The organism is Herbaspirillum sp. Her4, from assembly GCF_057961335.1.
This window is the reverse complement of sequence record NZ_CM176330.1, coordinates 3134455-3160289: the sequence shown is the minus strand read 5'-3', so window position 1 is coordinate 3160289 and position 25835 is coordinate 3134455. Positions and strand designations below refer to the sequence as shown.

Sequence of the window (25835 nt, the reverse complement as noted above, 5' to 3'; positions counted from 1 at the left end):
GATCATCGTCACATCACATCAGGCAGTGACCAGGTGGATGCGGGCAATTTCCTGGTTGCTGGCGTTGTAGAAGGCATAGTCGGTCGTGCCGGGGAAGTAGACGTAATGGTCCGAGCCGTTGGCCATGATCTGCAAGCTCTCGGAAGTACTCATCTTGACCGTGAGGATCTTCGAGATGCCGCTGCCGGCCATGCCCATCTGACGCACATCGTCGGCCGTGATGATCACGTTGGTACCGCTGCCGGCACTGACGTCCAGTGTGGTGATGCCGGTGACCTTGCTGGAGAAGTTGCTCAGGTTCAGTGACGACCCCAGGTCCGCAAAGTGCAGCGTCGTGACCCCTGCGCCACCGCTGATGCTGTTGATGTTGGAGGTCCCGGTGGTCTGGTTGACCATGTCGCTCTGGGCCCCGGCCGAACTGTGCGAACCGGCGCTGACGTTGATGAGGTTGTTGCCGCTGCCGACCGTCACCGAATTGTGGCCGCCATCGACCACGTTGAACACATCAGTGCCCGAACTCGCGCCACCGCCGCTCAGTACGTTGGTGGTCGCCGTGCCGCGTGCCGACAGCACGTTGGCCGCGCTGTTGCCGGTCAGCGTGCTGTCCACGTTGGCACTGCCTTCCAGATTGGCAATGCCGACATAGCTGTCGCCGCTGGCGTCGCCGCCGCTGCCCCCCGCACCCGACACCAGGCTGGCCGTGATCGCGCTGCCGGTCGAATACAGGTAGCTGACCGTATCGCTGCCCCCTGCCCCGCCGTTGAAGACATTGGCCGCGCTGTTGGCGTAGAAGGTATCGCTGCCGGCGCTGCCGGTCGCGTTCTGGATGTTGACGTAGGTATCCCCCGCCGCATAGCCGCCGCTGCCGGTGCCGTGATACAGGTCCACCACGACCGCCGTGCTGCCCGAGCGCGCGTAATTGACCGTGTTGTTGCCGGCCCCGCCATCAAAGGCGTTGGCCACGCTGCTGGCATAGAAGGTATCGTTGCCCGAGCCGCCGGTGAGGTTGGCGATGTTGGTGAAGGTATCGCCCACCGCATAGGTACCGGTCGCCGCCAGCGTATTGGTGAGGTCCACCGTCACGCCGCCGGTATCGTACTCGTAGCTGACCGTATCGACCCCGCCGCTGCCGCCATCGAACTTGTTGGCCTGGGTGCTGGCCTTGAACAGATCGCTGGAGGCGCTGCCGATGACGTTGTCGATGTTGACCAGGATATCGCCCTGGGCGTCGCCGCCGGTGCCGGTGCCGTTCTTGAGGTCGATGGTCACCGCCGCTCCCGAACCGGCATAGGAGGCATAAGTGAAGGCGCGATTGGCCAGCACCGCGGTAATGGTGTCGGCCCCGCCGCCGCCTTCCAGCACGGACTGCGTCCCCACCGTGGCAAAGCCGGTCAGCGTGTCGTTTTGGGCACTGCCGACCACGTTCTCGATGGCGGTGTAAGTGTCGCCCTGCGCATAGTTGCCGCTGCCCACGCCGGTGGACAGGTTCACCGTCACGCCGGTGCTGTCGCTGCTGGTGGAGAGCGAATAGTTGACCGTATCGGAACCACCCGCGCCGCCGTTGAACTTGTTGGCATTGGCGCTGGCGAAGAAGGTGTCGTTGAGACTGCTGCCGATGACGTTGTCGATGTTGAACAGCGTATCGCCCTGGGCATCGCCACCGGTGCCGGTGCCGGCCTGCAGGTTGATGCTCACACCCGCTGAAGAACCGGCATACGAGGCGTAGGTGTCGGCACGGTTGGCCACCACCGCAGTGAGGCTGTCGGCCCCCTGGCCGCCGGTCAGCACCGAAGTGACGCCAGCCGTCGCGTAACCGGTCAGGGTATCGGCCCAGGCGCTGCCGATCACGTTCTGGATGTTGGCATAGGTATCGCCCTGGGCGTAGTTGCCGCTGCCGATACCGGTCGAAAGATTCACCGTCACGCCGGTGGAGCCGTTGCTGCTCGGCGTACCCGCATAGCTGACCGTATTGGAACCGGCGCCGCCGTCCAGGAAGTTCACTGCCTGGCTGGCCACGATGGTGTCGTTGCCGCTGCCGCCGGTGGCATCCTGGATGTTGGCGTAGGTATCGCCATTGGCCAGGCTGCCCGTGCCGCCGCTGCCGGTACCGGTGAGCAGGTTGATGGTTTCATCGGCGGTCGAGTTGACGTAGCTCACGCGGTTGTGCAGCGAGCCGGTGCCGCCATCGAGCGCGTTGGCCGCCGCGCTGGCGATGAAGACGTCATCGGCGGTACCGCCGGTGGCGTCCTGGATGTTGGTGTAGGTATCGCCGTCGGCCAGACTGTTCGCGCCACCGCTGCCGGTGCCGTTGAACAGGTTGATGGTTTCCGAGACGGTCGAGGTGCTGTAGTTGACGCGGTTGTGGGTGCCGCCACCGCCATCGAATTTGTTGGCCGCGCTGTTGCCGTAGAAGGTGTCGTTGCCGCCACCACCGGTGACATCCTGGATGTTGATGTAGGTATCGCCATTGGCCAGGCTGCCCGTGCCGCCACTGCCGGTGCCGGTGACCAGGTTCACGGTTTCGTCGGCGCTGGAATTGGCATAGCTGACCAGGTTGTGCGAGGTCGACGTACTGGTACCGCCGTCGAAGAAGTTGGCCGCGCTGTTGGCGATGAAGACGTCATCGGCCGAGCCGCCCGTGACATCCTGGATGTTGGCATAGGTATCGCCATTGGCCAGGCTATTTGCGCCACCGCTGCCGGTGCCGTTGAAAAGGTTGACCGTTTCAGCCACGGTGGAGCTGCTGTAGTTGACGCGGTTGTGGCTGCCGCCACCGCCATCGAAGAAGTTGGCGGCCGTCGTACCGTAGAAGGTGTCATTGCCGCTGCCACCGGTCACGTCCTGAATGTTGGTGTAGGTATCGCCATTGGCCAGGCTGTTGGTGCCGCCGCTGCCGGTGCCTGCGATCAGGTTGACGGTTTCATCGGCCGTGGAGTTGGAATAATTGACCCGGTTGTGCGTGCCGCCACCGCCATCAAAATTGTTGGACGCGCTGTTGCCGTAGAAGGTGTCGTTGCCACTGCCACCGGTCGCATCCTGGATGTTGGTGTAGGTGTCGCCGGCGGCAAGCGTGCCGCTGCCCAGTCCCGTGAAGAGGTTGATGGTTTCGTCAGCTGCGGAGTTGACATAGCTGACGCGGTTGTGCGAACTGGCCGTGCTGGTGCCGCCATCGAAATAGTTGGCCGCCGCGCTGGCCACGAAGAGATCGTCAGCCGAACCGCCGGTGGCGTCCTGGATGTTGGTGTAGGTGTCGCCATTGGCCAGGCTGCCGGTGCTGCCCGTGCCATTGCCGGTGAACAGGTTGATCGTCTCCGCGACGGTGGAGGTACTGTAGCTGACCCGGTTGTGGCTGCCGCCGCCGCCATCGAAATTGTTGGCGGCAGTGTTGCCGTAGAAGGTGTCGTTGCCACCGCCGCCGGTGACGTCCTGAATGTTGACGTAGGTGTCGCCATTGGCCAGGCTGCCGGTGCCGCCACTGCCCAGTCCGGTCACCAGGTTGACGGTTTCGTCAACGGTGGAATTGGTATAGCTCACCCGGTTGTGCAACGAGCCGGTGCCGCCATCGAAATTGTTGGCCGCCGCGCTGGCCGTGAAGACGTCATCGGCGGTACCGCCGGTCACGTCCTGGATGTTGGTGTAGGTATCGCCATTGGCCAGGCTGCCGGTGCTGCCCGTGCCGGTCCCGGTGAACAGGTTCACCGATTCGGAGACGGTGGAACCGCTGTAGTTGACCCGGTTGTGGCTGCCGCCACCGCCATCGAAACGGTTTGCCACGGCATTGCCGTAGAACGTGTCGTTGCCGCTGCCGCCGGTAGCGTCCTGGATGTTGGTGTAGGTATCGCCTGCGGCCAGGCTGCCGGTACCGCCACTCCCCTGGCCGATGATCAGGTTGACCGTTTCATCGACACTGGAATTGGCATAGCTGACGCGGTTGTGCGTGCCGCCGCTGCCATCGAAATTGTTGGCCGCGGCATTGGCGATGAAGGTGTCATCGGCGCTGCCGCCGGTCACGTCCTGGATATTGACGTAGGTGTCGCCATTGGCCAGGCTGCCCGTACCGCCCGTGCCCACGCCATTGAACAGGTCTACGGTCTCGGCCACGGTCGAGTTGACGTAGCTCACGCGATTGTGCGAACTGGACGTGCTGCTGCCGCCATCGATGAAGTTGGCAGCCACGTTGGCGATGATGAGGTCATCGCCCGAACCGCCGGTCACATCCTGGATGTTGGTGTAGGTATCACCCGCCGCATAGGTGCCGCTGCCGCTGCTGGTGAAGAGGTTGATGGTCTCGCTGGCGGTCGAGTGCGCATAGCTGACGCGGTTGTGCAGCGAGCCCGTGCCACCGTCGAAATTGTTGGCCGCGAGACTGGCGACGAAGGTGTCGTCGTAGATGCTGCCGGTGAGGTCCTGCACATTGACCAGCTTGTCGCCGGCCGCATAGCCACCGAAGGTGCCGCTGCCATTGCTGAAGCTCAGGTCCACCGTGACCGCGGCATCCGAGCTGGCATAGCTGACGCGGTTGTGCGAGCTGGCCGTACTGGTGCCGCCATCGATGCTGTTGGCTTCGCTGCTGGCGATGATCACATCGTCCAGCGCGGAGCCGATCACGTTCTGGATGCCGGTATAGGTATCGCCTGCGGCAAAGCCGCCACTGCCACTGCCGGTCACCAGGTTGACGGTGACGGCTGCCGTCGAGAAGGCGTAGCTGACCGTATTGGAACCGAGCCCGCCGGCAAAGACGTTGGTGTTGCTGTCGGTGATGAAGGTGTCATCGTAGGCCGAGCCGATCACGTTCTGGATGCCGCTGTAGGTATCTCCCCCCGCAAAGCCGTTGCTGCCGGTGCCATGGAACAGGTCCACGGTGACGCCGTTGCCGTCACTGGCCTTGGCGTAGCTGACCGTATTGGTGCCGCCCCCGCCGACGAAGTCGTTGGCCGCCAGGCTGGCGATGAAGGTGTCGTTGCCGGTGCTGCCGGTGACGTTCTGGATGTTGACGTAGGTATCGTTGTCGGCATAGCCGCCGCTGCCGCTGCCCAATACCAGGTCCACCGTGACCCCGGCGTTCGATGCGGCATAGCTGACCCGGTTCGAGCCGGCCCCGCCGTCGAAGTTGTTGGCTGCTGCACTGGCCACGAAGGTGTCATTGCCGACACCGCCCGTGAGGTCCTGGATGTTGGAGAGCTTGTCACCCTGCGCATAGCCACCGGATGTGCCGGTGCCATCGGTGAAGTTCAGGTCCACCGTCACTGCGGTGGTAGAGGCGGCATAGCTGACGCGGTTGTGGTTGGAGCCCGCGCCATCAAAGGTATTGGCGTCGGCGCTGGCCACGAAGGTGTCGTCGTAGGCGCTGCCGATCAGGTTCTGGATGTTGCTGAAGGAGTCGCCTGCGGCATAGTAGCCGCCGGTGCCGGTGCCAATCGCATTGGTCAGGTCCACCGTCACGCCACCGGTCGAGAAGATGTAGCTGACCGTGTTGGAGCCACCGCCGCCGTTGAAATTGTTGACGTCGGCGCTGGCAATGAAGGTGTCGTTGAAGGCGCTGCCGATCAGATTCTGGATATGTGCCAGCACGTCGCCCTGAGCATAGCCGCCGGAGGTGCCGGTGCCGTCGGTGTGGGTCAGGTCGACCGTCACTGCGGCATTGGAGTTGGCATAGCTGACCGTATCCGAACCGCCCAGTCCGCCGTTGAAATTGTTGGCGGCGGCACTGGCGATGAAGGTATCGGAGTAGGAGCTGCCGACGATGTTCTGGATGTTGGTGTAGGTATTGTTCTGCGCGTAGCCGCCGCTGCCGCTCATGGTGATCATGTTCACCGTGACCGCGCCGGTGGAGGCACCGTAGTTCACCGTATCGGAGCCACCGCTGCCGCCATCGAAGTGCACGCTGTCCACGCCGGCGATGAAGACGTCATCGAAGGCCGAGCCGACCGCATTCTGGATGTGGTTGTAAGTGTCGCCTTCAGCATAGCCGCCGGTGCCGCGTCCGGACACGAAGTTGATCGACACGCCGGCCGTCGAGCCGGCATAGCTGACGGTATCGCTGCCGCCGCTGCCGCCGTCGAAGCTGTTGGCGTCGGCGCTGCCGACGAAGGTATCGTTGAAGGCGGTGCCGATCACGTTCTGGATACGGACGTAGGTATCCCCCGCCGCCGCTCCGCCGCTGCCCACGCCGCTTTGCAGGTTGACGTTCACGCCGGCATTGGAGCTGGCGTAGGACACCGTATTGGAGCCCGATCCGCCATCAAAACGGTTGGCATCGCCACTGGCGACGAAGATGTCGTTGTAGTCGCTGCCGATGACGTTCTGGATATGTGTATAGGTATCGCCCTGCGCGTATCCGCCCGTGCCAGTGCCGGTGACCAGGTTGACTGTCACGGCACTGTTCGAGGAAGCGTATGACACTGTATCGGACCCGCCGCTGCCACCGTCCAGTCGATTGACCGCCGCGTTGGCGACGAAGGTATCGCTGAAGGCACTGCCGCGCAGGTTCTGGATGTTGCTCAGCTGGTCGCCCTGGGCATCGCCGCCGGTGCCGGTGCCGGTCACCAGGTTGACCGTCACGCCAGCCGATGACCCGGCATAGCTGGCCGTGTTGACATTGGTGCCGGTGCTGTTGACGCCGCCCACGATCTGGTCGGCACCCGCGCCGCCCTCGAAGAAGGTATTGCCGGTGCCGCCGATGAGGACGTCGTTGCCGGTGCCGCCATAGATCACGTCATTGGCGTTGCTGCCATAGACGGTCACGCCGCCATTGCCGGCATGGATCTCGTGCGGCAGGCCCTGGGCCGGCAGGACCAGTACCGGGTCGCCGGTGGCCGGATCGAGATAGCTCAGGTCGCCATAGCCGGTGGCATCCTTGATGGCCACGTGGCGCGTGTCGTTGAGGGTGAGCTGGCCATTGGAGGTGGCCACCACGGTACTGAAGCTCAGATCGAAGGCCTGGTGTACCGGTGAGGCTGAATTGGCTTCCACCGTACTGTACTGGAACTGTAACGGGAAGTCGGTCTGGCCGGCCGCCACCGTCATCTGGAAACGTCCGCCACCAAGGTCGGTCCCGTTGACGATGGACATCCCCGCCGGCACGCCCGAGACCGTCACCGACAGCACCGTGCCATTGCCGGTGATGGTGACGTCGAACACCTTGATGAAGGTACCGGCGTTGTTGCCCGCTGCGTAAATGGTATGCACGCTGTCGGGCGCATTGATGACCTGGGTGCTGAACTGCAGCGGCAGGCCGGCGTCGGTGGCCGAGACCGGAATGCCGCCGCTGCCCAAGAGCGTGTCGCCGGTCTGCGTGGTGGTGGCCAGGTTGACCAGCTTGATCGCCATCGACGGTTGCGAGGGATCGACCACGATGGTGGACGGCTTGCTGCCCGGACGTTCCGGCGGCAGTTGCGGCTCCACCGGCTTGACCGGCGCTTCGTTGGCGTTGGGATTGGCGGTCTGCGCAATCACCGATTGCGGCTGGACCGGTTGCGTGGTCGGCTGCGATTGCGAGGCCACTGCGGCGGCCGCCGTGCTGGTCACGGTTGAATGGCTGGTGTCGCCGGCCGTCAGCGGACCGGTGGAATTGGCGGTCTTGCCGGTGCCGCTGCTGCTGGTCAGCGAGGCGGCATTGTCACTGATGATCTGGGCGAACTGGGTCGCACCTTCACTGCCGACGCTGGCCGAGTTGCGGTCCACCGTGACCTGCTGGGCCGGGGCCACGTTGGGCGCAGAGGCGACCGGATCGGAATTGAGCACGCGCGACTGGTCGTTCGGCTTGAGCGAGATCTTGCCCACGGTATCGAGCAGCTTGCCGGTATCGGCGCTGGTGTCGGAGAACCTGACCTTGGACTTGTCGTCCATGGCTTCCATGGCCCCGCCGGCCAGCACCACCTTGGTGCCGTCGGCCATGTGCAGCACCATGTCCACGTCGACCACCTGCACGTGCTGCACGGCCGCGCGGTTGGCGCTGACCTGGAAGCTGCCGGCCTGGTCGGGCATGACCACGCGCACGGGTCCTGCTACCTTGTCCGCGGAGTTCGCTTGTGATGAGCTTGCGGTTGCCATGTTTCCTCGCTATCGAAGATCGTTCGGATGTCGAATCTGAATCTGAATCTGGTTCGGGGTGACCCTGCCGGGCAGCGTCACTGCAAAATCTGGTCGCGCGGTCCGTCTGCCACGATGCGCCCGCCGTCGATGACGATGATGCGGTCCACGTGGCGCAACAGCGCCGGGCTGTGGGTGGCCACCACCAGCGTGCGCGGGCCGGCATACACCGCCAGTCGCTCGATGATGCGGGCCTCGGTCTGCTGGTCCACGCCGGTAGTCGGTTCGTCCAGCAGCAGGATGCGCGGGGTGCAGGCGATCACGCGCGCCAGTGCCACCATCTGGCGCTGGCCGCCGGAGAGATTGCCGGGGGCCTTGATGGCCTGGTCCAGGCGCAGCTCGCCGCGCGCGATCAGGTCATCCAGTGAGGACACCGCCAGCGCCGCTTCATAGACCTGCCCCGGGACGCGGTCGCCCACGAAGATGTTGGCCGCTACCGTGCCATCGAACAGGAAGGGTTCCTGCGGCTTGAAGCCGATGCAGCGCATCCGCACCTCGGGGGCATAGGCCGTCACGGCCACGCCATCGATGAGGACATGCCCTTCGTCAGGCTGGTGCAGGCCGGCCAGGGCACGCAGCAGCGTCGACTTGCCCGAGCCGGAACGCCCGACCAGGCCCACCTTCTCGCCGGGCTGGATGGTCAGCGAGATGTTTTTCAAGGTGGCGTTTTCCTTCTGGTCCAGGTGCAGCAGCAGATTGCCGACCTGGATCAGGCCGCGCATTTCCTGGCGCAGCACATCGGCGGTCGGTGTCTCTTTCTGCTCTTCGAACAGTTGGTCAAATTCGGCTCGGGCGCGGCGGAACATCTCGATGCGGCCCAGGAGTGCCGCCAGCGACGACAGCACCGTGGTGGCGCGGCTGATCAGCAGCGAGCAGGCAATCAGCGCGCCGACGGTGAGCAGGTTGTCTTCCACCAGATAGACGCCCACCACCAGCGTGGCCACCGCAATGAAGGTGTAGCCCACGGTGGAGATGGCATAGCTGGTATTCATCCAGAAGCGGCTCTTGGCCTGGGCTACGGCATTGGCACCGGCATCGGCCAGGAAGGCGCGCATGAGGCGGTCCTGCAGCGGCGTGGTCTTGAGCGTTTCCATGCCGTAGACGATGCTGGCCAGCTTGTCCACCTTGCCGGTACCGGCCTTCATGGCCGCATGCGCATAGTCATTGGCCGGAACTTTGAGCAGCAGCTGCATGCCGACCAGCAGCGCCCCGCCCACCAGCAGCACCCACACCATGTGGCCGCCGATGAGGCCAAGCACCACCAGGTACAGCGCGAGGAACGGCAGGTCTACCAGCAGCAGCATGTAGTTGGACGAGAGCAGGTCGCGCGCCGCCGAGAGATCACGGTAACGCGCCAGCACCACGCCCACCGGTGCTTGTACCCTGGCCGTCAGCAGGCGGCGTGCCGAAACTTCATCGAATTCGCCATCCAGGCGGCCGGCCAGTTGCTCGGTGTAATACACGCGGATGATGCGCAACACCAGCTCCAGCCCGATGAAGAGCAGCATGCCCAGCGTCAGTGCCCAGAGCGTTTCCGGGATGTGGTTGCCCAGCACCTTGTCGTAGATCAGCCGCGAATACAGCGGCATCAGCAGGCCCAGCAGATTGACCAGGATGCCGGCCACGATGATCTCGACGAAGCGGCTGCCATAGGCGCGCAGCAGCGTCAGGTAAGTGGGATCGGCGCGCAGGTCCGTGCGGACTTGCGGCTGATCGATGTGGACCTGTTCGCTGGCGTTCATGGTGCGTGGCGTTCGTCGTCAGGCTGCGATCAGGCCTGGCCGCCGCGGTTGGTGGCGGTGATTTCGCGGATCGCTTCGCGCAGTTCCAGGCGCAGGTCCTTGACCATGGTCTGGCGGCCGGTACGCATCTCGTCGATGACGGTCTGCCAGTTGATGTTCTGGCGCATCAGGGCTTCGGTGATGGAGGTCAGCGATTGCGGGATGGCGCCCAGGTTCTTGACGCGGTCGTTCTGCATCGCCATGTGCTTGGCCAGGTCGATCTGCAACTGGCGTGCGGAGAGCGCATCGCGCGCCATGTTGCTGGAGTTCTCGCCGATGGTGTTGCCCAGTTCGTTCAGGCGCGCGGCCACGGTGGCCTGCAGTTCGCCCTGGTACTGGATCGCTCCCATCTCGTCGGCCAGGCGTACCGAGATCTGGTTCAGCAGTGCCGGCAGCTGCGCGATGTTCTGCGCATTCTTTTCGTTCATGTTGGAGATCTCACCCTGCTGCGCCTGCAGCGAACTGAGTGCGGTGGACAGCGCCAGCTGGCCGGCCTGGATGGTAGAGACGATCTGCGGCATCACTTCGAAGGTGCGGTTGGCGATGTCGCCGTTGACCGAGAGGCGTTCTTCCAGCGAGGACAGGCTGTCGGAGAGATCGCGGGCGGAGGTGATCTTGGTGTTGATCAACTGGCCGACGTTGCGGATTTCTTCCAGCGTCTGCTGCGCGGTCTCGTGCATGCGCGGGCCGAAAGCCACCAGCTGGCGCAGGCTGCGCGATTCTTCCATGCTGTCGTTGAAGAGCTGGACGATGTTGTTGAGGCGGTCGTTCAGGCCTTCGAGCTTGATGCCGGCCTGCAGCGAGGCCTCCGAACTGTTGCGCGCGGCCATGATGGATTCGCGCTGCAGCACCATCAGATCCTGCAGGAATTCGGCGAGGAAGGTTTCGGAGACGCCCTGGCGCTGCGTGGCTGCCGGGCCGCTCATGTCATGCACCACGTGCTGCACCATGTCACTGATGCATTCACGGGCGCGCGTGACCAGCTTCTTGCTGGCCGCGCGCAGCGGCGTCAGGGTCAGTCCCAGCGCCAGCGAACCGATCAGGCCGAACATCGAGGCCGAGAAGGCGGTGCCCATCGAGGCCAGCGGCTTTTGCAGGTCGGCCACCAGGTGCATGAAGGAGGCATCCATGTCGCCGGCCGTGCTGGCCTTGCCGAAGCCATCGATCAGGGCGGCGGTGCTGACCAGGGTTTCCAGCAGGCCGATGAAGGTACCGAGCAGACCCAGCGCGATCATGAAGCCGGTCAGGAATTGCGGGAATTCGGTCTTGGCTTCGAGGTGCGCGCGCAGGTCGTGCAGCGAGCCTTCGATGGTTTCCTGTTCGATACGGGAAGTCAGCCGGCCCTTGGTGCTGGCCACGGACACCAGCACCTGGCCGATCTCGGTGCCTTCGAATTCAGGCGCCTTCACCAGGCTTTCCATCGATTCGCCGGCCTTGGTACGGTCGTAGAACTGGATCAGCTTGTCGTATTCCCAGTTGACGCGGTACAGGTTGTAGAAGATCAGCGCAATGCCGAACACCGCCACCGCGATGATGAACAGGTTCAGGAAGGGATTGATCTGGATCGCATGCCCCACGAATCCCCGGAACAGGAAAGCGCCCAACAGCAGCAGGAGCGTCGGGATGGCGGCAAGTGCGTAGAACTGGCGAAGGTTTTTCATACGTGCGAGGTTCCGGAGAAAAGAACGCAGGGAAAGTGGATGGTGCAGAAAACGTCAACCGCCGCAAAGCCTTGGTGGATGTGGCTTTGCGGCGAGCAATAAAGCACTTCAGGCAGTGCGGCGTGGTTCATCGCGGCTCCCGCAGGGCACCTTGGCCGAAGCGCGACAGCGGCGACATCAGGTACTGCCACACCGTGCGGCGGCCGACGATGATGTCGGCGCTGGCGGTCATGCCGGGCATCAGGGCCAGCTTGCGCTGCAGCTCGTTGTCGCCGCGCTGGACGGCGATCTTGATGCGGTAGCTGCGCTCGCCGCGCGGATTGTTTTCATCGGGGACGGTGTCGGCGCTGATCTCGGTGACCACGCCTTCCATGGCGCCATACACGCCGTAGTCATAGGCCGAGACCTTCACGCGCGCCTTGGCCCCGGTGGCCAGTTCGGCGCGGTCAGTTGGGGAGATGCGGGCTTCAATGACCAGCTTGTCGTCGCTGGGGGTCATCTCGATGATCGGGTCGCCGGGCCGCACCACGCCACCCACGGTATTGATCATCACGCGGTTGACCACGCCATCCATGGGCGCTTTCACTTCCGAGCGCGAGACGCGGTCGTTGCGCGATTTGATTTCTTCCTGCAGGCGAGCCAGTTCGGTTTCCGCCGCAGTGAGTTCGGCGCGGGCATCCGAACGGAAGCGCGATGAGGCTTCGCCCATCTTGGCCTGCGATTCGGCGATGGCCGCTTTCAGGCGCGGGATCATGGCATCGTTGGCCGAGAGCTTGCTCTGCGCATCCTGCACGCGGGCGGCGGCCTGGATGTCTTCCAGCTGCGAGGCGGCATTGCGTTCGAGCATGTTGTGGATCAGCTTGTACTGACGCTGTGCCAGGTCCAGTTCGCTGGCCTGGCTCTTCTGGCGACTGACCGCTTCGCCCAGCTCGGCCTGGCGTTGCGCTGCCTGTTCACGCAGCACCGACATTTCCTGCATGAGCTTGGCCGAGCGCGCGGCGAAGGCGGCCTGTTCGCTTTGCACGGCGGGGTCGTCGTGGTCGAGGTCGGCCGGCATCTGCAGGCTCGCAGCCCCCGCCGCTTCGGCCGAGAGGCGGGCGATCTTGGCACGCAGGCCGAGGATCTTGACGCGGCCTTCACCGAGATCGGCATTGGCACGCACGTCGGCAATCGAGATCAGGGTCTGGCCCTTCCTGACCACCGCGCCCTCGCGCACCAGGATGGCCGAGACGATGCCGCCTTCCAGATGCTGGATGACCTGGTTGTGTTCGGAGGCGACGATGCGGCCACTGCCGCGCACCACCATATCGATGGGCGCCAGCATCGACCAGATCACCAGCAAGGCCAGCAGCAGCGTGCAGGCCAGCACTGCCAGGCGCGGACGCGGCATGGCCTGCAGCTCGCCCAGGCGACGGTCCAGGCGCGGTGCCACGCGGCGCATGAAGCCCTTGCCACGGGAACTGATTCCGTGGCCGGTGCCGGGCTTGAGCGAGAGCGTCATTTTGCCGAGGCCTGGTATTGCACGATCACGCGCGCATCATTGCCGCTGCCGTTTTCATCGGTGGCCACGCGGCTGGTGACGCGTTCCTTGTCCACGCCGGCATCGATCAGGTAATTGCGGACCGCAACGGTGCGATAGTAGGCACGCCGCCGGCTCTCGCTGTAGGCACCGCTACCGATCACGCCGGTGACGACGATCTTGCCCTGGCTGGACTTGGCGCGGCGCACCCAGTCGCCGATGCTCTTGTCCAGCGCTTTGCTACCCTCGTCATTCAACTGGGTAGAATCGGCATCGAAGTTCAGGGTCACCGCTTTTTCGTTGGCATTGATGCGCAGGCCGGGCGCGACTTCCTTGTCGTTGGGTTCGGTCTTGACCTGGATCGCATTGGGGCTGGAGGGTGCGGCAGCGCTGCGCAGGCTGCCGTTGTCGGACTGCAGGGGCGGCGCGGCCAGCTTGGCTTTGAGGCTGGCCACTTCGCGCTTGAGCTGCTCGATTTCCTGTGCCTTCTCGCGCTCGCCGGGCGTTTCGGCACTGTTGATGCTGGTGCTGTCGGCGGTGGCAATGGTGTCGGTCTTCCTGGCTTTGGATTCGCCAACGACCTGCGTCTGGCCCTGCGAGATCAGCTTGCTGACCTTCATCTGCGCCAGCTTCTGCGAGTAGTAGAACAGCGTCACCACGAACACCACCACCACGAAGATCATCACCAGCACCACGTTGGACAGCGCGTCCACGAAGCCTGGCCAGAAATTCTGTTCCTTGCCGCCCTCCATCATTCCCCCGTCTTGTTGGCCGCCCGCGTGGGCAGGGTTTCCAGTGCCGATGCGCGACCGGTGTTGCGCAGGATCTGATAGCTGATATCGGCCTGCTGGAACAACAGGTTGGCAAAGTCCATGCGCGCCTGGTAGGCCTGCTGATAGGCGTCCAGCACGTCCAGCAATTGCTTGCTGCCGGTGGAGAGCTGTTCCAGGAAGACATCGGCCACGTTGGCATTGGTGAGATAGGCCTGGCGCGAAATCTCCATGCGCTTTCTCACCGCGCCCAGGGTGCGGTAATTGATCTCGATCTGCTCACGCAATTTGCGTTCCAGGTCGAGCGCGGTGTTGCTCTTTTCCACGTACTTGGCACCGGCCTGCTTGCTGTAATACATGTCCGAGCCGCCATTGAGCAGGTTCATGCTCACCACCATCATCAGGCGGCGGTCGGTGGTCAGCTGCAAGGTGTTGTCGGTGGTGTCGATGGCACCGCCTGCACCGCGGGTCTTGGTCTGGGTCCATTCCAGGGCCAGCGTGGGCGAGAACTTGGCGCGCGCCGACTTCAGTTCCTGATTGGCCGCGTCCACATCGCGCCGCGCGGCACGCACGCCGGGGTTGGTCTCGTAGACATCCTGCAGGGCCAGCTTGGAGGTATCCGGCACGGTCGGCATCATGTGGTCCGGCACTTCGATCTGCTCGATCTTGCGGCCGGTGATCTGGTTCAGCGACACCATGGCGCTCTCCAGCGCGCCTTCGGCCTCGGCCACGGCGGACTGGGCCGTGAGCGAACGGCCGCGCACGCGTTCAAAGTCGATGCGGCTGGCACCGCCGCCTTCGAGGCGCTTGCTCATGTAATCCAGCAAGGCGCCCATGCGCTGGGCGTAGCTGCGCGAGAACGACAGCGTGGCGTAGGCGCGCATGACGTCGTAATACGCCTTGATGGCGTTGTAATACAGGGTCTCGCGGGCATCGTCGCGGCGCAGGTCGGCGGCATCGGCCAGCGAGCTGCTCTTGCGATAGTCGTAATACGAACCGGGCGCGAAGATGGGCTGGCGGCCGATCAGCGTCACATCCCAGCGCTTGTGGTACGAGGCGCGCTGGATCAGGCCGGTATTGGGATCGATCACCGAGGACGGCGAAGAATATTCATTGCCCTTCTGCGCCCGCAGGTCCAGCGTCGGGCCGAGCTGGCCGGCCGTGGCCTTGGAGGCATAGCGCGCCTGGTCCGCTTGCGCGGCAGTGGCGGCGTAGCTGTAACTGTTGTTGAGCGCGAGGTCGAGCACGCTGCGCAGGCTCAGGTCCGGGACGGTCTCGCCTTCGGTGACGATGCTGATCTGCGGCAGGACGATCTGATTGCCCGAGAAGCTCGGATCGGACTGGCGCAGCAACAGCAGGATTTCATCCTGGGTCGAGGGCGGCGGGGTGTCGGCCGGCAAACCCGGCAGGCGGTAGTCCGTCGCCGATGGGCCGGCAGGATCGGCACCCAGCCGGATTTGCGGCGGAGCATCCAGTTTGTTGTCGAAGGTGGCCGGCGCGGCCGGTGTGGTTTGCATTATGACGGCGTCGGCTGGCGGCTTGTCAGCCGCCTGGGGCGCGGAATGCGCGGCCAAGCCCAATGAAACGCCCAGTATGAAACGCTTGCTTTTGAGAACTCTCATCAACACGATCAGCCGGTATCCCACCGGCCTCCCCTACCCAACCCGCATCCCAGGAAAGAATCGGCAGCCCTCGCTGCGATTCCCGTCATCAAGCCGGGGAGACTCCTGTTCTTTTTATGAGGGAGCGCCGGCTTGCACATCCGTTCGATCAGCCTGATCGAATTTGTTACTATTTTGTCAAAACAATTCTATCACCGGCGGATTGCAACTCAATTACAAATAGCCCGGAAAAATCGTTTAATTTCAATTGACTTGATAAAAGTTAACTTCGGCAATTATGGTCAGCTTGTTGCAGACATGCCATCAGGAAATACGCGAACGCTCACAAAGTGAACAAAAATGCCAAAAATTGCGGTTGAAAAACCACAAGTCTCTCCCTATATCCCGCCCACAGACGATTACCTCTGCCTATTTCACTCATCCATTTCTTCAATTAAGGACAACCACATGGCAACCGAAAAACAGACCATGGGCTTCCAGGCCGAAGTCAAGCAACTGCTGCAATTGATGATCCACTCGCTGTATTCGAACAAGGAAATCTTCCTGCGCGAGCTGGTCTCCAACGCCTCCGACGCGGCCGACAAGCTGCGCTTCGAGGCCATCAACAATGGCAGCCTGTTCGAGGACGATCCGGAACTGAAGATCAAGATCAGCTTCGACAAGGCGGCGCGCACCATCACCATCTCCGACAACGGCATCGGCATGAACCGTGATGAGGCCATCTCGCACCTGGGCACCATCGCCAAGTCGGGCACCAAGGAATTCTTCTCGCGCCTGTCGGGCGACCAGCAGAAGGATGCCGCCCTGATCGGCCAGTTCGGCGTGGGCTTCTATTCGGGCTTCATCATCGCCGACCGCATCACGGTCGAGACGCGCCGTGCCGGCACCCCCGCTTCCGAAGGCGTGCGCTGGGAATCCGAAGGCGCGGGCGACTTCTCCATCGAGCAGATCACCAAGCCGGGCCGCGGCACCGACATCATTCTTCACCTGCGTGAAGGCGAAGATGAATTCCTCTCCGCCTGGCAACTGAAGTCCATCATCCGCAAGTATTCCGACCACATCTCCCTGCCGATCCTGATGAACAAGGAAGAATGGGATGAGGAAAAGAAGGAAACCGTGCAGAAGGACGAGCTGGAGACGGTCAACCAGGCCAGCGCTCTGTGGACCCGCAGCAAGTCGGAGGTCACGCCCGAGCAATATGAAGAGTTCTACAAGCACGTCTCGCACGACTTCGGCGCGCCCCTGGCCTACACCCACAACCGCGTGGAAGGCCGCAGCGAATACACCCAGCTGCTCTACATCCCGGCGCGCGCCCCGTTCGACCTGTGGGACCGCAACAAGCGCGGCGGCATCAAGCTGTACGTCAAGCGCGTGTTCATCATGGACGATGCCGAGCAGCTGATGCCGGTGTACCTGCGCTTCGTCAAGGGCGTGATCGATTCGGCCGACCTGCCGCTGAACGTCTCGCGCGAGATCCTGCAGGAGTCGCGCGACGTGCGTGCCATCCGCGACGGCTCGGCCAAGCGTGTGCTGAGCCTGCTGGAAGAGCTGGCCAACAGCGAAGACCAGGCGCAGAAGGACAAGTACACCACCTTCTGGACCGAGTTCGGCCAGGTGTTGAAGGAAGGTATCGGCGAGGATGCGGCCAACAAGGAGCGCATCGCCAAGCTGCTGCGCTTTGCCTCCACCCACAATGACAGCGATGTGCAGAATGTTTCGCTGGCCGATTACCTGGGCCGCATGAAGGAAGGCCAGGACAAGATCTACTACGTCACTGCCGAGACGTACCAGGCCGCCAAGAACAGCCCGCACCTGGAAATCTTCCGCAAGAAGGGTGTGGAAGTACTGCTGCTGACCGACCGCGTGGACGAGTGGATGCTGTCCTTCCTGACCGAGTTCGAAGGCAAGGAACTGGCCTCGGTGGCCAAGGGTGGCCTGGACCTGGGCCAGCTGGAGAACGAAGCCGAGAAGAAGCAGCACGAAGAGACGCAAGCCGAGTACAAGGAGCTGGTCGAGAAGATGAAGACCGCCCTGGGCGACAAGGCCAAGGAAGTGCGCGTGACCTTCCGCCTGACCGATTCCCCGGCTTGCCTGGTGGCCGACGAGAACGAACTGTCGGGCAACCTGGTGCGCATGTTGAAGGCAGCCGGCCAGGCGGCACCGGAATCCAAGCCCACGCTGGAAATCAACCCGGACCACCCGCTGGTGCAGCGCCTGAAGTACGAAGAGGCGCGCTTCGACGACTGGTCGCACATCCTGTATGACCAGGCCCTGCTGGCTGAAGGCGGTGCACTGGCTGATCCGGCCAGCTTCGTCAAGCGCTTGAACGACATGCTGCTGGCCATGGCCGCCAAGTAAGTTCGTTCATCTGCCGGACCATGCCGGCAGGCCGGAATGGCCTGCTGGCAGCAGCGCCGCCTGCGGGGAAACTCGCAGGCGGCGTTTTCGTTCATATCGGCTTGCAGCCACGATGCTGGCTGGTTAACATCGGCCTATGGAATTGCACTTCATCAATCCCCGCAAGAACGCCCTCGCCTATCTGGTCAAGATCCTCTCCGGCTGCCTGATCCTGTGGTACGGGCTGCGCGCGCTGGGCATCGAGGAGCCCTACTGGGCCATGATTTCGCTCATCATCGTGACCGAGCCGGACATGACGGTGGCAAAGGCCAATTTCCGGGCGCGGCTGATCAACACGATTTCGGGCTGCATCGTGTCCTGCATTGCGCTAGTGGTGTTCGGTCCGACCTTCCTGGCCATGCTGGTGGCGCTGACCGCAGCGGTGGTGGTAGCCATGCTGCTGCAGAACTATCCGAGCAACTGGCGGCTGGGGCCGGCGACCGTGGTGATCCTGCTGTCGGCGGCCTTCAGCGGCAACGGTCTGAGCCAGGAACTGCACCTGGCCTTGATGCGGGTCGGGGAGGTCATTGTCGGCAGTACCGTGGCACTGTTGCAGACGGTGATCTACATGTGGTTGCTCAAGGTGCGCAAGCCGGGACCGGAAGACGAGGCTGCCGGCTCCTGAGGCTCTCTCAGAAACTGCAGGTCCGCTGCCAAAGAGGTGAAGCAATCGGCGAAAAGGCCGAAAAAAAAAGCAGGACCGCAGTCCTGCTTCTTCATACGCTTGGCAAAGATCAGTGCGTCACGCGGGTGGTACGGCCGTTGGACAGCAGACGCACGCGTTCACCGATGCGGAAAGGTTCATCTGCATCCTGGGTGATGGCACGCAGCTCGCCGTTATCCAGGCGCACGGTGATTTCCAGGCCCGGGCGGTTGTTCAGGTGGGCTTCAGCCTGGTTGCCCAGGACGCCACCCGCCAGCGCGCCGACGATACCGGCCGCCAGGGCACCATTTCCGCCGCCGATGTTGGAACCGGCCGCAATGCCGCCCAATGCTGCGCCGCCGAGGGTACCGACACCGCTCGAACCCTTGTCGATGGTGACGTTGCGGATCGACTCGACCACGCCCATGCGCACGGTCTGCTCACCCTGCGCCTGGCGGGTGTTGTAGACGCTGGCCGAGTTGGGGGTTACTGCGCAGCCGGCTACCAGGGAGCCCAGGGCTGCGATCACAATCAATTTCTTCATACTAAAAACTCCGACTGAGAACTGTTTGGCCCGTCTCCGGGCAGCGGGGGGATTCGAGCGTCCGCGCGAACGCAACATGATCGCGCATCCGGCGCGGAAGCACACATTCCTTTACATCTTAATACAAAGAGGCCGCGCGTCGACAATCGTTCCCGCAAGGACGTTTTCAGTAGGCGATGTGCCAACGCCGGTACAGGAAAGCCAGCACAAACAAGGGCCCGACCAGCAGAAAACGCAGGTCCTCGAAGAAGGATGGCTTTTTGCCTTCAATGCGGTGGCCGATGAACTGGCCGATCCAGGCCAGCACGAAAACCGTGGCCGATACCGGCAGGACCGCTCCCAAGGGCAGCCGCGCCAGCACCACCAGCATTACCGCCGACATGGCCAGCATGCCCACCGCAAAGGGCGGCGACAGGCGTAGGTACCAGGCCAGCGTAGCGGCAGCCACCAGCAGGGCCACGGCTGGCGACACGATCCAGCACAGCCCCAGCAGCGAAAACACGATGGCCGGCACGCAGATGCAGTGGATCAGTTCATTCATCGGATGGCGATGGCTCTCGGCATAGCGGGCCAGCAGTACATCGATGCGGCGCGGTGAAACGGTGCTGTCCATGGTGAGCTCCCTGATCAATGGCCGGCCAGACGTTCAGCGGCCACCGGAAACGTCGATGAAAGTCCCCGTGGCATACGAGGACTCGTCCGACAGCAGCCACAGGATGGCATGGGCCACTTCCTCGGCGGTGCCGCCGCGCTTCATGGGGACGGCATCCTTGAGCCGGTCGACACGGCCCGCCTCGCCGCCGCTGGCGTGGATGTCGGTATAGATCAGACCCGGACGCACGGCGTTGACGCGAATGCCCTCGGCGGCCACTTCCTTGGCCAGGCCGATGGTGAAGGCATCGATGGCGCCCTTGGAGGCGGCGTAGTCCACGTATTCACCGGGGCCGCCCAGCTTGGCGGCCATCGACGACAGGTTGACGATGGCCCCACCCTGCCCGCCGTGGCGGGTGGACATGCGCTTGACCGCCTCGCGCGCGCACAGCAGGCTGCCGGTGACGTTGGCGATGAGCACACGGGTGATGCGTTCGGCGCTCATGGCCTCCAGGCGTGACTGGTGTTCCAGGATGCCGGCGCTGTTGACCAAGGCGGTGACGCGGCCCAACTCCTGGTCGGTGGTGGTGAAGAGGCGCAGCACGTCCTCCTCTTTGGAGACATCGCCGGCCACGGTGATGGCGCGGCCGCCGGCGGCTCGGATCTTCCCGGCCACCGATTCGGCGGCTTCGCGGTTGGACACGTAGTTGACGCACACGGCGTAGCCACGCTGGCCCGCCAGCAACGCGGTGGCCGCGCCGATGCCACGGCTGCCGCCGGTGACGATGATGACTTTATCTGTCATGTTCAGTTTCCCTTGAATGAATGGCCCGGCGCGTGACGCCAAGGCAGCTTACGCTAAGATGTGAATTCTTGTGCATTTTGCCGCAAGCCTGACGCCTCTGCAGCCGCGCCATTGTGCACGGACTGGGATGCGGGTAGCGCTTGCTGAAATTCTTTTCATCCCGGCCGCTTCCATGCCTGCTCGCCCTTCCTCTGCCGCCGCCCCTTCGCCTGCCCTTGAGGCTGCCCGCGCTGCCGATACCGCCACTAATGATCCCCTGCTGGCCAGCTTTGCGCCGGTGGTGGCGCCGGATACGCGCATCCTTATCTTGGGCAGCTTGCCGGGAACGGCTTCGCTGGCGATCCGGCAGTATTACGGGCATCCGCGCAATGCGTTTTGGCGGCTGGTGGGTGAAGTAATCGGGGTTGACCTTTACGCGATGGACTATGCCGCCAGGCTTGCCACCTTGCTGCAGCATCGCATCGGCCTGTGGGACGTCATTGCCCAGGCCAGGCGCATCGGCAGTCTCGACAGCGAAATCCGGGATCACAGCGGCAATGATTTGCTGACGCTGATCGCCAGGCTGCCGGCATTGGAGACTATCGCTTTCAATGGCGGTACCGCCGGCAAGATCGGGATCAAGGCACTGGGCGCCAAGGCGGAAAACTATCGGGTGGTGGTGTTGCCGTCGAGCAGTCCGGCGCATGCGGCGTTGGCGTATGAGGACAAGCGTGCGCGCTGGCTGGCCGCACTGCGCTCATCATCGCCGCCGATGTCGCCTGCCGGGCCTCAAAGGTAATGATAGCGACAGGCAAAGCAGCTGAATGATGCGGTTGAGCCTCTTTCTTGTCCCGCGTTTGCCAATACTGGTAGTCGTGCGAGGCTGGCGCCCTGACTGTGCTTCCTCGACTAGCGCTTATTACTCATCCAGCTTCTTTTCCTCGATCTCGGCGGCCCGAAGTTGGGCAATCGAGCGCTCCAGATGGGCGACGTTGGCAGGCGAGCGCAACAGATGAGCCGTTTCCATCGGGCTACTGAAGCAATCGTGCGAGACCAGCTCCCCATTGGGATTGTCGCCAGGCTGTCTTGGCTTCATTTTCTGAAAAACAGATAGTCATAAAACTCCCCCGAAAACCCGCCATTGAAAATCAAATACTGCAACGCCTTCGCGAAAAACACGATGGCGCAGAAGACGATGGCCAGCTTCAGGCAGAGGATGAGGTTCTTGAACATGGCGCAAGTGTAATGGAGCACCGGCCGCCAGCGCACCACCCCGACGGGAAACGCACAAAAAAAACCGCCCGGCCACACGGCGGGCGGTGCACAGAGCTACGCTTGGGGCGGAATTCAGAACGCCGGCACCAGCGATCCCTTGAACTCGGTCTCGATGAACTTGCGCACTTCCTCCGACTGGTAGGCCTGCACCAGCTTCCTGGCCCAGGGCTTGTCCTTGTCCTCGACGCGGGTGGCGATGATGTTGGCGTAACGGCCGCGCGGATCTTCCACGGCGATGGTGTCCTTCTGCAGGGACAGGCCGGCCTTGTAGGCGTAGTCATTGTTGATCGAGGCGGCCGCCAGGTCGTCCAGCGAGCGTGGCAGTTGTGCCGCATCCAGTTCGATCAGCTTGAGCTTGCGCGGGTTGTCGATGATGTCCAGCGGAGTGGCGTTGACGCCGTTTTCGCCCACCCCCGGCTTGAGCTTGATGAGGCCGGCTTTCTGCAGCAGCAGGAGCGCACGGTTGCCGTTGGAGGGATCATTCTGGATGCCCACCTGCGCACCGTTGGGCAGTTGGTCCACCGACTTGAACTTGCGCGAGTAAATGCCCAGCGGGGCCGTGATGGTCAGGCCGACCGGCACGATCTTGTAGCCACGTGCTGCAATCTGGCTTTCCAGGTAGGGACGGTGCTGGAAGGCGTTGGCATCGAGGTCGCCGGAGGCCAGTGCCGCATTGGGCTGGAGGTAGTCGCTGAAGACCACGGTCTGGATCTCCAGGCCGTCGCGTGCGGCGACTTTCTTGACGACGTCGAAGATGGCTTCGGCACTGCCGACCGAGATACCGACCTTGATCTTGTTCTTGTCCTGTGCGCTGGCGCCGTGCGGCGCCAGGACCAGGGTCAGCGCAGCAGCGGCGGCGATGCGCTTGATGATTGCAGCCAATGGCATGGTAACTCCGGAAATGATGAGGCCCGCATCCTCCCATACGCGCGCGCCCGGCAGAAGGAATGATTTCGCATGTCGATATGCGCAAAGCGTGCAGCGGCCGATGGCAGGCTCCCAAGGCAAGGTATCATTCGGCATCCGCAGGCCGCCTCCCCGGCTGCCGCGCCGTTTCATTCATATCATGCTCATCCGAAGAAAATCCATCGAAGCCCAGGCCAATACCAAGGCCGGCCCCAATCGTCGCCGTCACCAGCTGGAAGCCGACGCCAGCAAACCGCGCAAACCGAAATATGCCCCGGTCACGCTCTCCGAGCTGGAAGGCGTACGCTATCTGCACTTCGGCACCGAATGGGTACAGGGCGCGATGCGCATTCGCAAGCCCGACTGGATCGAGCTGGAATACGCCCAGCAGATGATGGCGTGGATGCTCTTCAACCGTACGCCGCGACATATCGTGCAACTTGGGCTCGGAACCGGCGCGCTGACCAAGTTCAGCTACCGGCAATTCCCGCAGGCGCAGGTGACGGCGGTGGAGCTGAATCCGGCTGTCATCGCCATCTGCCACAGCATGTTCAAGCTGCCCGAGCCGGACGAACGGCTGATGCTCATCGAAAGCGATGCCATGGATTTCATCGTCCATGCTGCCACGCACGGCATCATCGATGCCTTGCAGGTTGATCTCTACGACGCCACTGCACGCGGGCCGGTGCTGGACACTCCCGAGTTTTACCAGGCCTGCTATGACAGTCTGGCACCGGGCGGCGTGATGACGGTCAATCTCTTTGGCGATCATCCGAGCTATGCCAAGAACCTGCGGGCGATGGAATACGCCTTCGATACCGTGGTGTCGCTGCCGGAAGTCCATGACGGCAACGTGGTGGCACTGGCCTTCAAGGGCGCAGTGACGTTCGATTTCCCCGAGTTGTATGCGCGTGCGGCACTCATCGAGAGCCAGACCAGGCTGCCGGCCAAGTCCTGGGTCAATGGAATCAAATCGGGCTTGTAACGCAAATTGTGCGCAAAAGGAGGCCGGGCGTGGCGCGGGCGCCGAAGAGATAAAATATTTTCATCTTTTCTCAAAAAAAGCTTGCACCACCCCGACCTCCCTCCTATAATGCGCTCTCTCTTGCAGCACTGAGGCAACAACGAAGTGCAGCAACGGGGCGTTAGCTCAGCTGGTAGAGCAGCGGACTCTTAATCCGTAGGTCCACAGTTCGAATCTGTGACGCCCCACCAAAATTTCAAAAGGCCTCTCAACCCGAGGCCTTTTTCACTTCCCGGTTGGCCTGATCGTTTCAGGAACACCACGGGGCGTTAGCTCAGCTGGTAGAGCAGCGGACTCTTAATCCGTAGGTCCACAGTTCGAATCTGTGACGCCCCACCACTAACGAAAAGCACCACGAGTGATCGTGGTGCTTTTTTCGTTTCTGCGCCTCTTTGCGTGCTTCTGCGAACTTCCTGTCTCAACCCCTCAAGACCCCCTCAAGAATCGCACCTCTTCGCGATCACATTCAGTCTCTTGGTCTTTTGCTCTTGCGCTACCGCCCCCCTTAGCGGCCTTTTTTTACCATCGGCCATTCACTCCCTCATCTGGGCAGAAACGGTAGCGCCAGACTCTTCACCGCTCCCGCTCTGCGCCGATCCCGGTGCGCCCTTGCGCTGCCGCCCCGGACGGATGCGCTTGGCCTCGGAAGCTGCTGGCAGATCGCGCTTCTTCTTCCCCGTCTTGGCCATCTGCGACAAGCCCGACAAGAGCTGAACCAGGGAACTGCGCAGCACCGGATCCACGGCGCGATAGCAGGCAATCAGCTCGCTCTCCTGCTGGGTCGGCGTACTGCCGCGCACACCGGTCAGCACATAGGTAATATCGATCCCGATCTCCCCCAGGCCGTGCAGGTAATAAGCGTCCGGCGCGGTCTCGCCGATCTCGTACTTGATTTGGGTACGTGCCGTGATATCGAGCTGGTCCGCTACCGATTTCTGGGTATGACCGCAGCGGCCACGCTCTTGCGCAAGGCGATCGCCAAGTACTGTCAAAAATTCACTCTTATTCGATGACATATGAAAAGGACCTCTCCTAGAATGTTGCTTTCAGCTCAACAGCGAGGAGACATCTTATGGCACCCAAGCAACAAAACGAACGCAAGCCCGCAAAAGGAACGACGCGTCTGGTGAATTTTCGATTAAATGAGGCGGAATTCGAGGAAGCTGACCTGTTGGCACAACAAACCTACCGCTCGCGCGCTCTTTTCATTCGCACGATATATTTGCTGGGACTGCAGACGTATCGCCGCCAGCATCCTGTCGACTGAGATCGCGCACACGCATTCGCTTGACCAGGATGACGATGAACGGCGCGGCTGAACGGGTCAGATGAGGCCGTGGCGCAGCAGGAACTCCCTGGCTGCCTGCATCACCTGATCCGCTTGCTCGCGGTGCGGGACATGGCCACATTGCGCCAGCAGCCGCGACTCGCCCTGCCCCGGGAACGCTGCGGGCAAGCTGACAATCATGCGCGGATGCGTGAGACTGCCAAACTCATCCAGATCGCCATGCAGCGCCAGCACCGGACAGCGCAGCCGCTCCAGCATGGGGGCCAGCGACCAGTGCGCAAAGGACGGCGAGAGCCAGGTGTCGATCCACGCCGAGAGCACCCAGCGCGCCTGTTGCAGGTCGTTGCCGTGGTACTTCGCCAGGCGCGCGAGTTGTACCGGATCGGCAAAGTGGGTTCGCGCCTCCCGAATGCCCTGCAAGGTCCGCTCCTCCACGAAGGCTTGTGCCGATTCGGTGATGACGGCCAGCACTCGCTGCGGCCACTGTGCCGCCGCCGACACGGCCATGCCACCGCCGACGCTGTGGCCAAACAGGATCACCTTGTCCACTGCGAAATGCTGCAGGACCGCGGACAGCGACGTGGGCGCTTCAGCAGAGATGAAATCCAGCGCCAGTCCATCCGTCCTCGCCGAGGACTGTCCGAAGCCGGCCCGATCATAGGCAATGACGGGAAGTCCGGTCTGCGCCGCCAACCGGGCAGGAAAGTCGCGCCACAAGGCGACCGACCCCAGCGAGTCGTGCAACAGCACAATCGGCGTGCGTGCCTCGGGCGAACCGCCCCACACGCTGGCATACAGGGTTCCGCCCTCGGTCTCGATATACGCGTCCTGCCGTTCGGACATGCTCGCTCCTCTGCTTGGGTACTGACGCATTGCGTGCGGCCGCCGCCCCCCCCCCCTACCTGCACACGGCACCCAAAGGGGCAAACGGCAAATAAA

19 protein-coding genes and 2 tRNA genes are annotated in these 25835 nt (G+C 62.9%); 7 read left to right on the top strand and 14 right to left on the bottom strand.

Annotation, left to right across the window (positions count from 1 at the left end):
• Positions 1-18 precede the first annotated feature (18 nt).
• The 6 genes from ACWFUC_RS14240 to ACWFUC_RS14215 all read right to left on the bottom strand — a co-directional run bounded on the left by ACWFUC_RS14240 (position 19) and on the right by ACWFUC_RS14215 (position 15453).
• Positions 19-7986: a beta strand repeat-containing protein gene (locus ACWFUC_RS14240; RefSeq protein ID WP_489637624.1), complete on the bottom strand. Its 7968-nt coding sequence runs from the start codon at positions 7984-7986 to the stop codon at positions 19-21.
• Positions 7987-8129: 143 nt separating this feature from the next.
• Positions 8130-9833: a peptidase domain-containing ABC transporter gene (locus ACWFUC_RS14235; RefSeq protein WP_489625235.1), complete on the bottom strand. Its 1704-nt coding sequence runs from the start codon at positions 9831-9833 to the stop codon at positions 8130-8132.
• A 29-nt stretch (positions 9834-9862) separates the two neighbouring features.
• Positions 9863-11533, bottom strand: a complete 1671-nt coding sequence (locus ACWFUC_RS14230; RefSeq protein WP_134135100.1) for a biopolymer transporter ExbB — start codon at positions 11531-11533, stop codon at positions 9863-9865.
• A gap of 127 nt (positions 11534-11660) precedes the next feature.
• Positions 11661-13034 (bottom strand): HlyD family type I secretion periplasmic adaptor subunit, encoded by a 1374-nt coding sequence (locus ACWFUC_RS14225; protein ID WP_252696301.1) that lies wholly within the window; start codon positions 13032-13034, stop codon positions 11661-11663.
• Positions 13031-13804, bottom strand: coding sequence for an OmpA family protein (locus ACWFUC_RS14220; protein ID WP_489625542.1), 774 nt, complete (start codon positions 13802-13804; stop codon positions 13031-13033). Before ACWFUC_RS14220 ends, ACWFUC_RS14225 begins: the two co-directional genes overlap by 4 nt.
• Positions 13804-15453: a TolC family protein gene (locus ACWFUC_RS14215; RefSeq protein WP_489625541.1), complete on the bottom strand. Its 1650-nt coding sequence runs from the start codon at positions 15451-15453 to the stop codon at positions 13804-13806. The genes ACWFUC_RS14220 and ACWFUC_RS14215 overlap by 1 nt, the downstream gene beginning before the upstream one ends.
• 438 nt (positions 15454-15891) lie before the next feature.
• On the opposite strand from ACWFUC_RS14215, the gene htpG reads away from it, so the two are divergent.
• Together htpG and ACWFUC_RS14205 are read left to right on the top strand one after the other, a co-directional pair.
• Positions 15892-17802, top strand: a complete 1911-nt coding sequence (htpG, locus tag ACWFUC_RS14210) for a molecular chaperone HtpG (RefSeq protein WP_489625234.1) — start codon at positions 15892-15894, stop codon at positions 17800-17802.
• Between the two features lie 136 nt (positions 17803-17938).
• On the top strand, positions 17939-18466 hold the full coding sequence (locus ACWFUC_RS14205; protein ID WP_489637204.1) for an FUSC family protein: 528 nt from the start codon (positions 17939-17941) through the stop codon (positions 18464-18466).
• 109 nt (positions 18467-18575) lie between these two features.
• On the opposite strand, the gene ACWFUC_RS14200 is transcribed toward ACWFUC_RS14205, so the two are convergent.
• From ACWFUC_RS14200 to ACWFUC_RS14190, 3 genes are all read right to left on the bottom strand, one after another.
• Positions 18576-19028: an outer membrane lipoprotein gene (locus tag ACWFUC_RS14200; protein WP_034336617.1), complete on the bottom strand. Its 453-nt coding sequence runs from the start codon at positions 19026-19028 to the stop codon at positions 18576-18578.
• A gap of 166 nt (positions 19029-19194) precedes the next feature.
• On the bottom strand, positions 19195-19641 hold the full coding sequence (locus ACWFUC_RS14195) for an Mpo1 family 2-hydroxy fatty acid dioxygenase (RefSeq protein ID WP_121039254.1): 447 nt from the start codon (positions 19639-19641) through the stop codon (positions 19195-19197).
• Between the two features lie 33 nt (positions 19642-19674).
• Positions 19675-20424, bottom strand: coding sequence for an SDR family oxidoreductase (locus ACWFUC_RS14190; RefSeq protein ID WP_489637203.1), 750 nt, complete (start codon positions 20422-20424; stop codon positions 19675-19677).
• A gap of 256 nt (positions 20425-20680) precedes the next feature.
• Here ACWFUC_RS14190 and ACWFUC_RS14185 point away from each other — a divergent pair, with 256 nt between their 5' ends.
• Complete coding sequence (locus ACWFUC_RS14185) at positions 20681-21202, top strand: DNA-deoxyinosine glycosylase (RefSeq protein ID WP_489625540.1); 522 nt, start codon at positions 20681-20683, stop codon at positions 21200-21202.
• A 120-nt stretch (positions 21203-21322) separates the two neighbouring features.
• Here ACWFUC_RS14185 and ACWFUC_RS14180 read toward each other — a convergent pair whose 3' ends face one another.
• Genes ACWFUC_RS14180 through ACWFUC_RS14170 form a run of 3 tightly spaced genes read right to left on the bottom strand, consistent with a single transcriptional unit; the run spans position 21323 to position 22566 of the window.
• Positions 21323-21499: a type II toxin-antitoxin system Phd/YefM family antitoxin gene (locus ACWFUC_RS14180; protein WP_489625231.1), complete on the bottom strand. Its 177-nt coding sequence runs from the start codon at positions 21497-21499 to the stop codon at positions 21323-21325.
• Complete coding sequence (locus tag ACWFUC_RS14175) at positions 21496-21714, bottom strand: hypothetical protein (protein WP_489625230.1); 219 nt, start codon at positions 21712-21714, stop codon at positions 21496-21498. The genes ACWFUC_RS14180 and ACWFUC_RS14175 overlap by 4 nt, the downstream gene beginning before the upstream one ends.
• A gap of 36 nt (positions 21715-21750) precedes the next feature.
• The gene (locus tag ACWFUC_RS14170) at positions 21751-22566 is read right to left on the bottom strand and encodes a MetQ/NlpA family ABC transporter substrate-binding protein (protein WP_209568382.1); all 816 of its coding nucleotides are present in this window, start codon (positions 22564-22566) and stop codon (positions 21751-21753) included.
• A gap of 178 nt (positions 22567-22744) precedes the next feature.
• Between ACWFUC_RS14170 and ACWFUC_RS14165 the strand changes: the two genes are divergently transcribed.
• From ACWFUC_RS14165 to ACWFUC_RS14155, 3 genes are all read left to right on the top strand, one after another.
• Positions 22745-23569: a class I SAM-dependent methyltransferase gene (locus ACWFUC_RS14165; protein ID WP_100245612.1), complete on the top strand. Its 825-nt coding sequence runs from the start codon at positions 22745-22747 to the stop codon at positions 23567-23569.
• Between the two features lie 154 nt (positions 23570-23723).
• Positions 23724-23799, top strand: a tRNA-Lys gene (locus ACWFUC_RS14160).
• A gap of 72 nt (positions 23800-23871) precedes the next feature.
• A tRNA-Lys gene (locus tag ACWFUC_RS14155) sits at positions 23872-23947 on the top strand.
• A 194-nt stretch (positions 23948-24141) separates the two neighbouring features.
• On the opposite strand, the gene ACWFUC_RS14150 is transcribed toward ACWFUC_RS14155, so the two are convergent.
• On the bottom strand, positions 24142-24600 hold the full coding sequence (locus ACWFUC_RS14150; RefSeq protein WP_240733881.1) for a helix-turn-helix domain-containing protein: 459 nt from the start codon (positions 24598-24600) through the stop codon (positions 24142-24144).
• Between the two features lie 80 nt (positions 24601-24680).
• Between ACWFUC_RS14150 and ACWFUC_RS14145 the strand changes: the two genes are divergently transcribed.
• Complete coding sequence (locus tag ACWFUC_RS14145) at positions 24681-24875, top strand: hypothetical protein (protein ID WP_489625229.1); 195 nt, start codon at positions 24681-24683, stop codon at positions 24873-24875.
• A 57-nt stretch (positions 24876-24932) separates the two neighbouring features.
• On the opposite strand, the gene ACWFUC_RS14140 is transcribed toward ACWFUC_RS14145, so the two are convergent.
• A complete protein-coding gene (locus ACWFUC_RS14140; RefSeq protein WP_489625228.1) occupies positions 24933-25739 on the bottom strand; it encodes an alpha/beta fold hydrolase in 807 nt (268 codons plus the stop codon).
• Between the last annotated feature and the right edge of the window lie 96 nt (positions 25740-25835).

Excerpts from the sequence above, each read along its gene's own strand:
- ACWFUC_RS14140 (WP_489625228.1), bottom strand. The coding sequence starts at position 25,739 with ATGTCCGAACGGCAGGACGCGTATATCGAGACCGAGGGCGGAACCCTG.
- ACWFUC_RS14195 (WP_121039254.1), bottom strand. The coding sequence starts at position 19,641 with ATGGACAGCACCGTTTCACCGCGCCGCATCGATGTACTGCTGGCCCGC.
- ACWFUC_RS14170 (WP_209568382.1), bottom strand. The coding sequence starts at position 22,566 with ATGCCATTGGCTGCAATCATCAAGCGCATCGCCGCCGCTGCTGCGCTG.
- ACWFUC_RS14230 (WP_134135100.1), bottom strand. The coding sequence starts at position 11,533 with ATGAAAAACCTTCGCCAGTTCTACGCACTTGCCGCCATCCCGACGCTC.
- ACWFUC_RS14200 (WP_034336617.1), bottom strand. The coding sequence starts at position 19,028 with ATGAAGAAATTGATTGTGATCGCAGCCCTGGGCTCCCTGGTAGCCGGC.
- ACWFUC_RS14235 (WP_489625235.1), bottom strand. The coding sequence starts at position 9,833 with ATGAACGCCAGCGAACAGGTCCACATCGATCAGCCGCAAGTCCGCACG.
- ACWFUC_RS14205 (WP_489637204.1), top strand. The coding sequence starts at position 17,939 with ATGGAATTGCACTTCATCAATCCCCGCAAGAACGCCCTCGCCTATCTG.
- ACWFUC_RS14190 (WP_489637203.1), bottom strand. The coding sequence starts at position 20,424 with ATGACAGATAAAGTCATCATCGTCACCGGCGGCAGCCGTGGCATCGGC.
- ACWFUC_RS14145 (WP_489625229.1), top strand. The coding sequence starts at position 24,681 with ATGGCACCCAAGCAACAAAACGAACGCAAGCCCGCAAAAGGAACGACG.
- ACWFUC_RS14225 (WP_252696301.1), bottom strand. The coding sequence starts at position 13,034 with ATGACGCTCTCGCTCAAGCCCGGCACCGGCCACGGAATCAGTTCCCGT.
- ACWFUC_RS14165 (WP_100245612.1), top strand. The coding sequence starts at position 22,745 with ATGCTCATCCGAAGAAAATCCATCGAAGCCCAGGCCAATACCAAGGCC.
- ACWFUC_RS14220 (WP_489625542.1), bottom strand. The coding sequence starts at position 13,804 with ATGGAGGGCGGCAAGGAACAGAATTTCTGGCCAGGCTTCGTGGACGCG.
- ACWFUC_RS14240 (WP_489637624.1), bottom strand. The coding sequence starts at position 7,986 with ATGCCCGACCAGGCCGGCAGCTTCCAGGTCAGCGCCAACCGCGCGGCC.
- ACWFUC_RS14180 (WP_489625231.1), bottom strand. The coding sequence starts at position 21,499 with ATGAAGCCAAGACAGCCTGGCGACAATCCCAATGGGGAGCTGGTCTCG.
- htpG (WP_489625234.1), top strand. The coding sequence starts at position 15,892 with ATGGCAACCGAAAAACAGACCATGGGCTTCCAGGCCGAAGTCAAGCAA.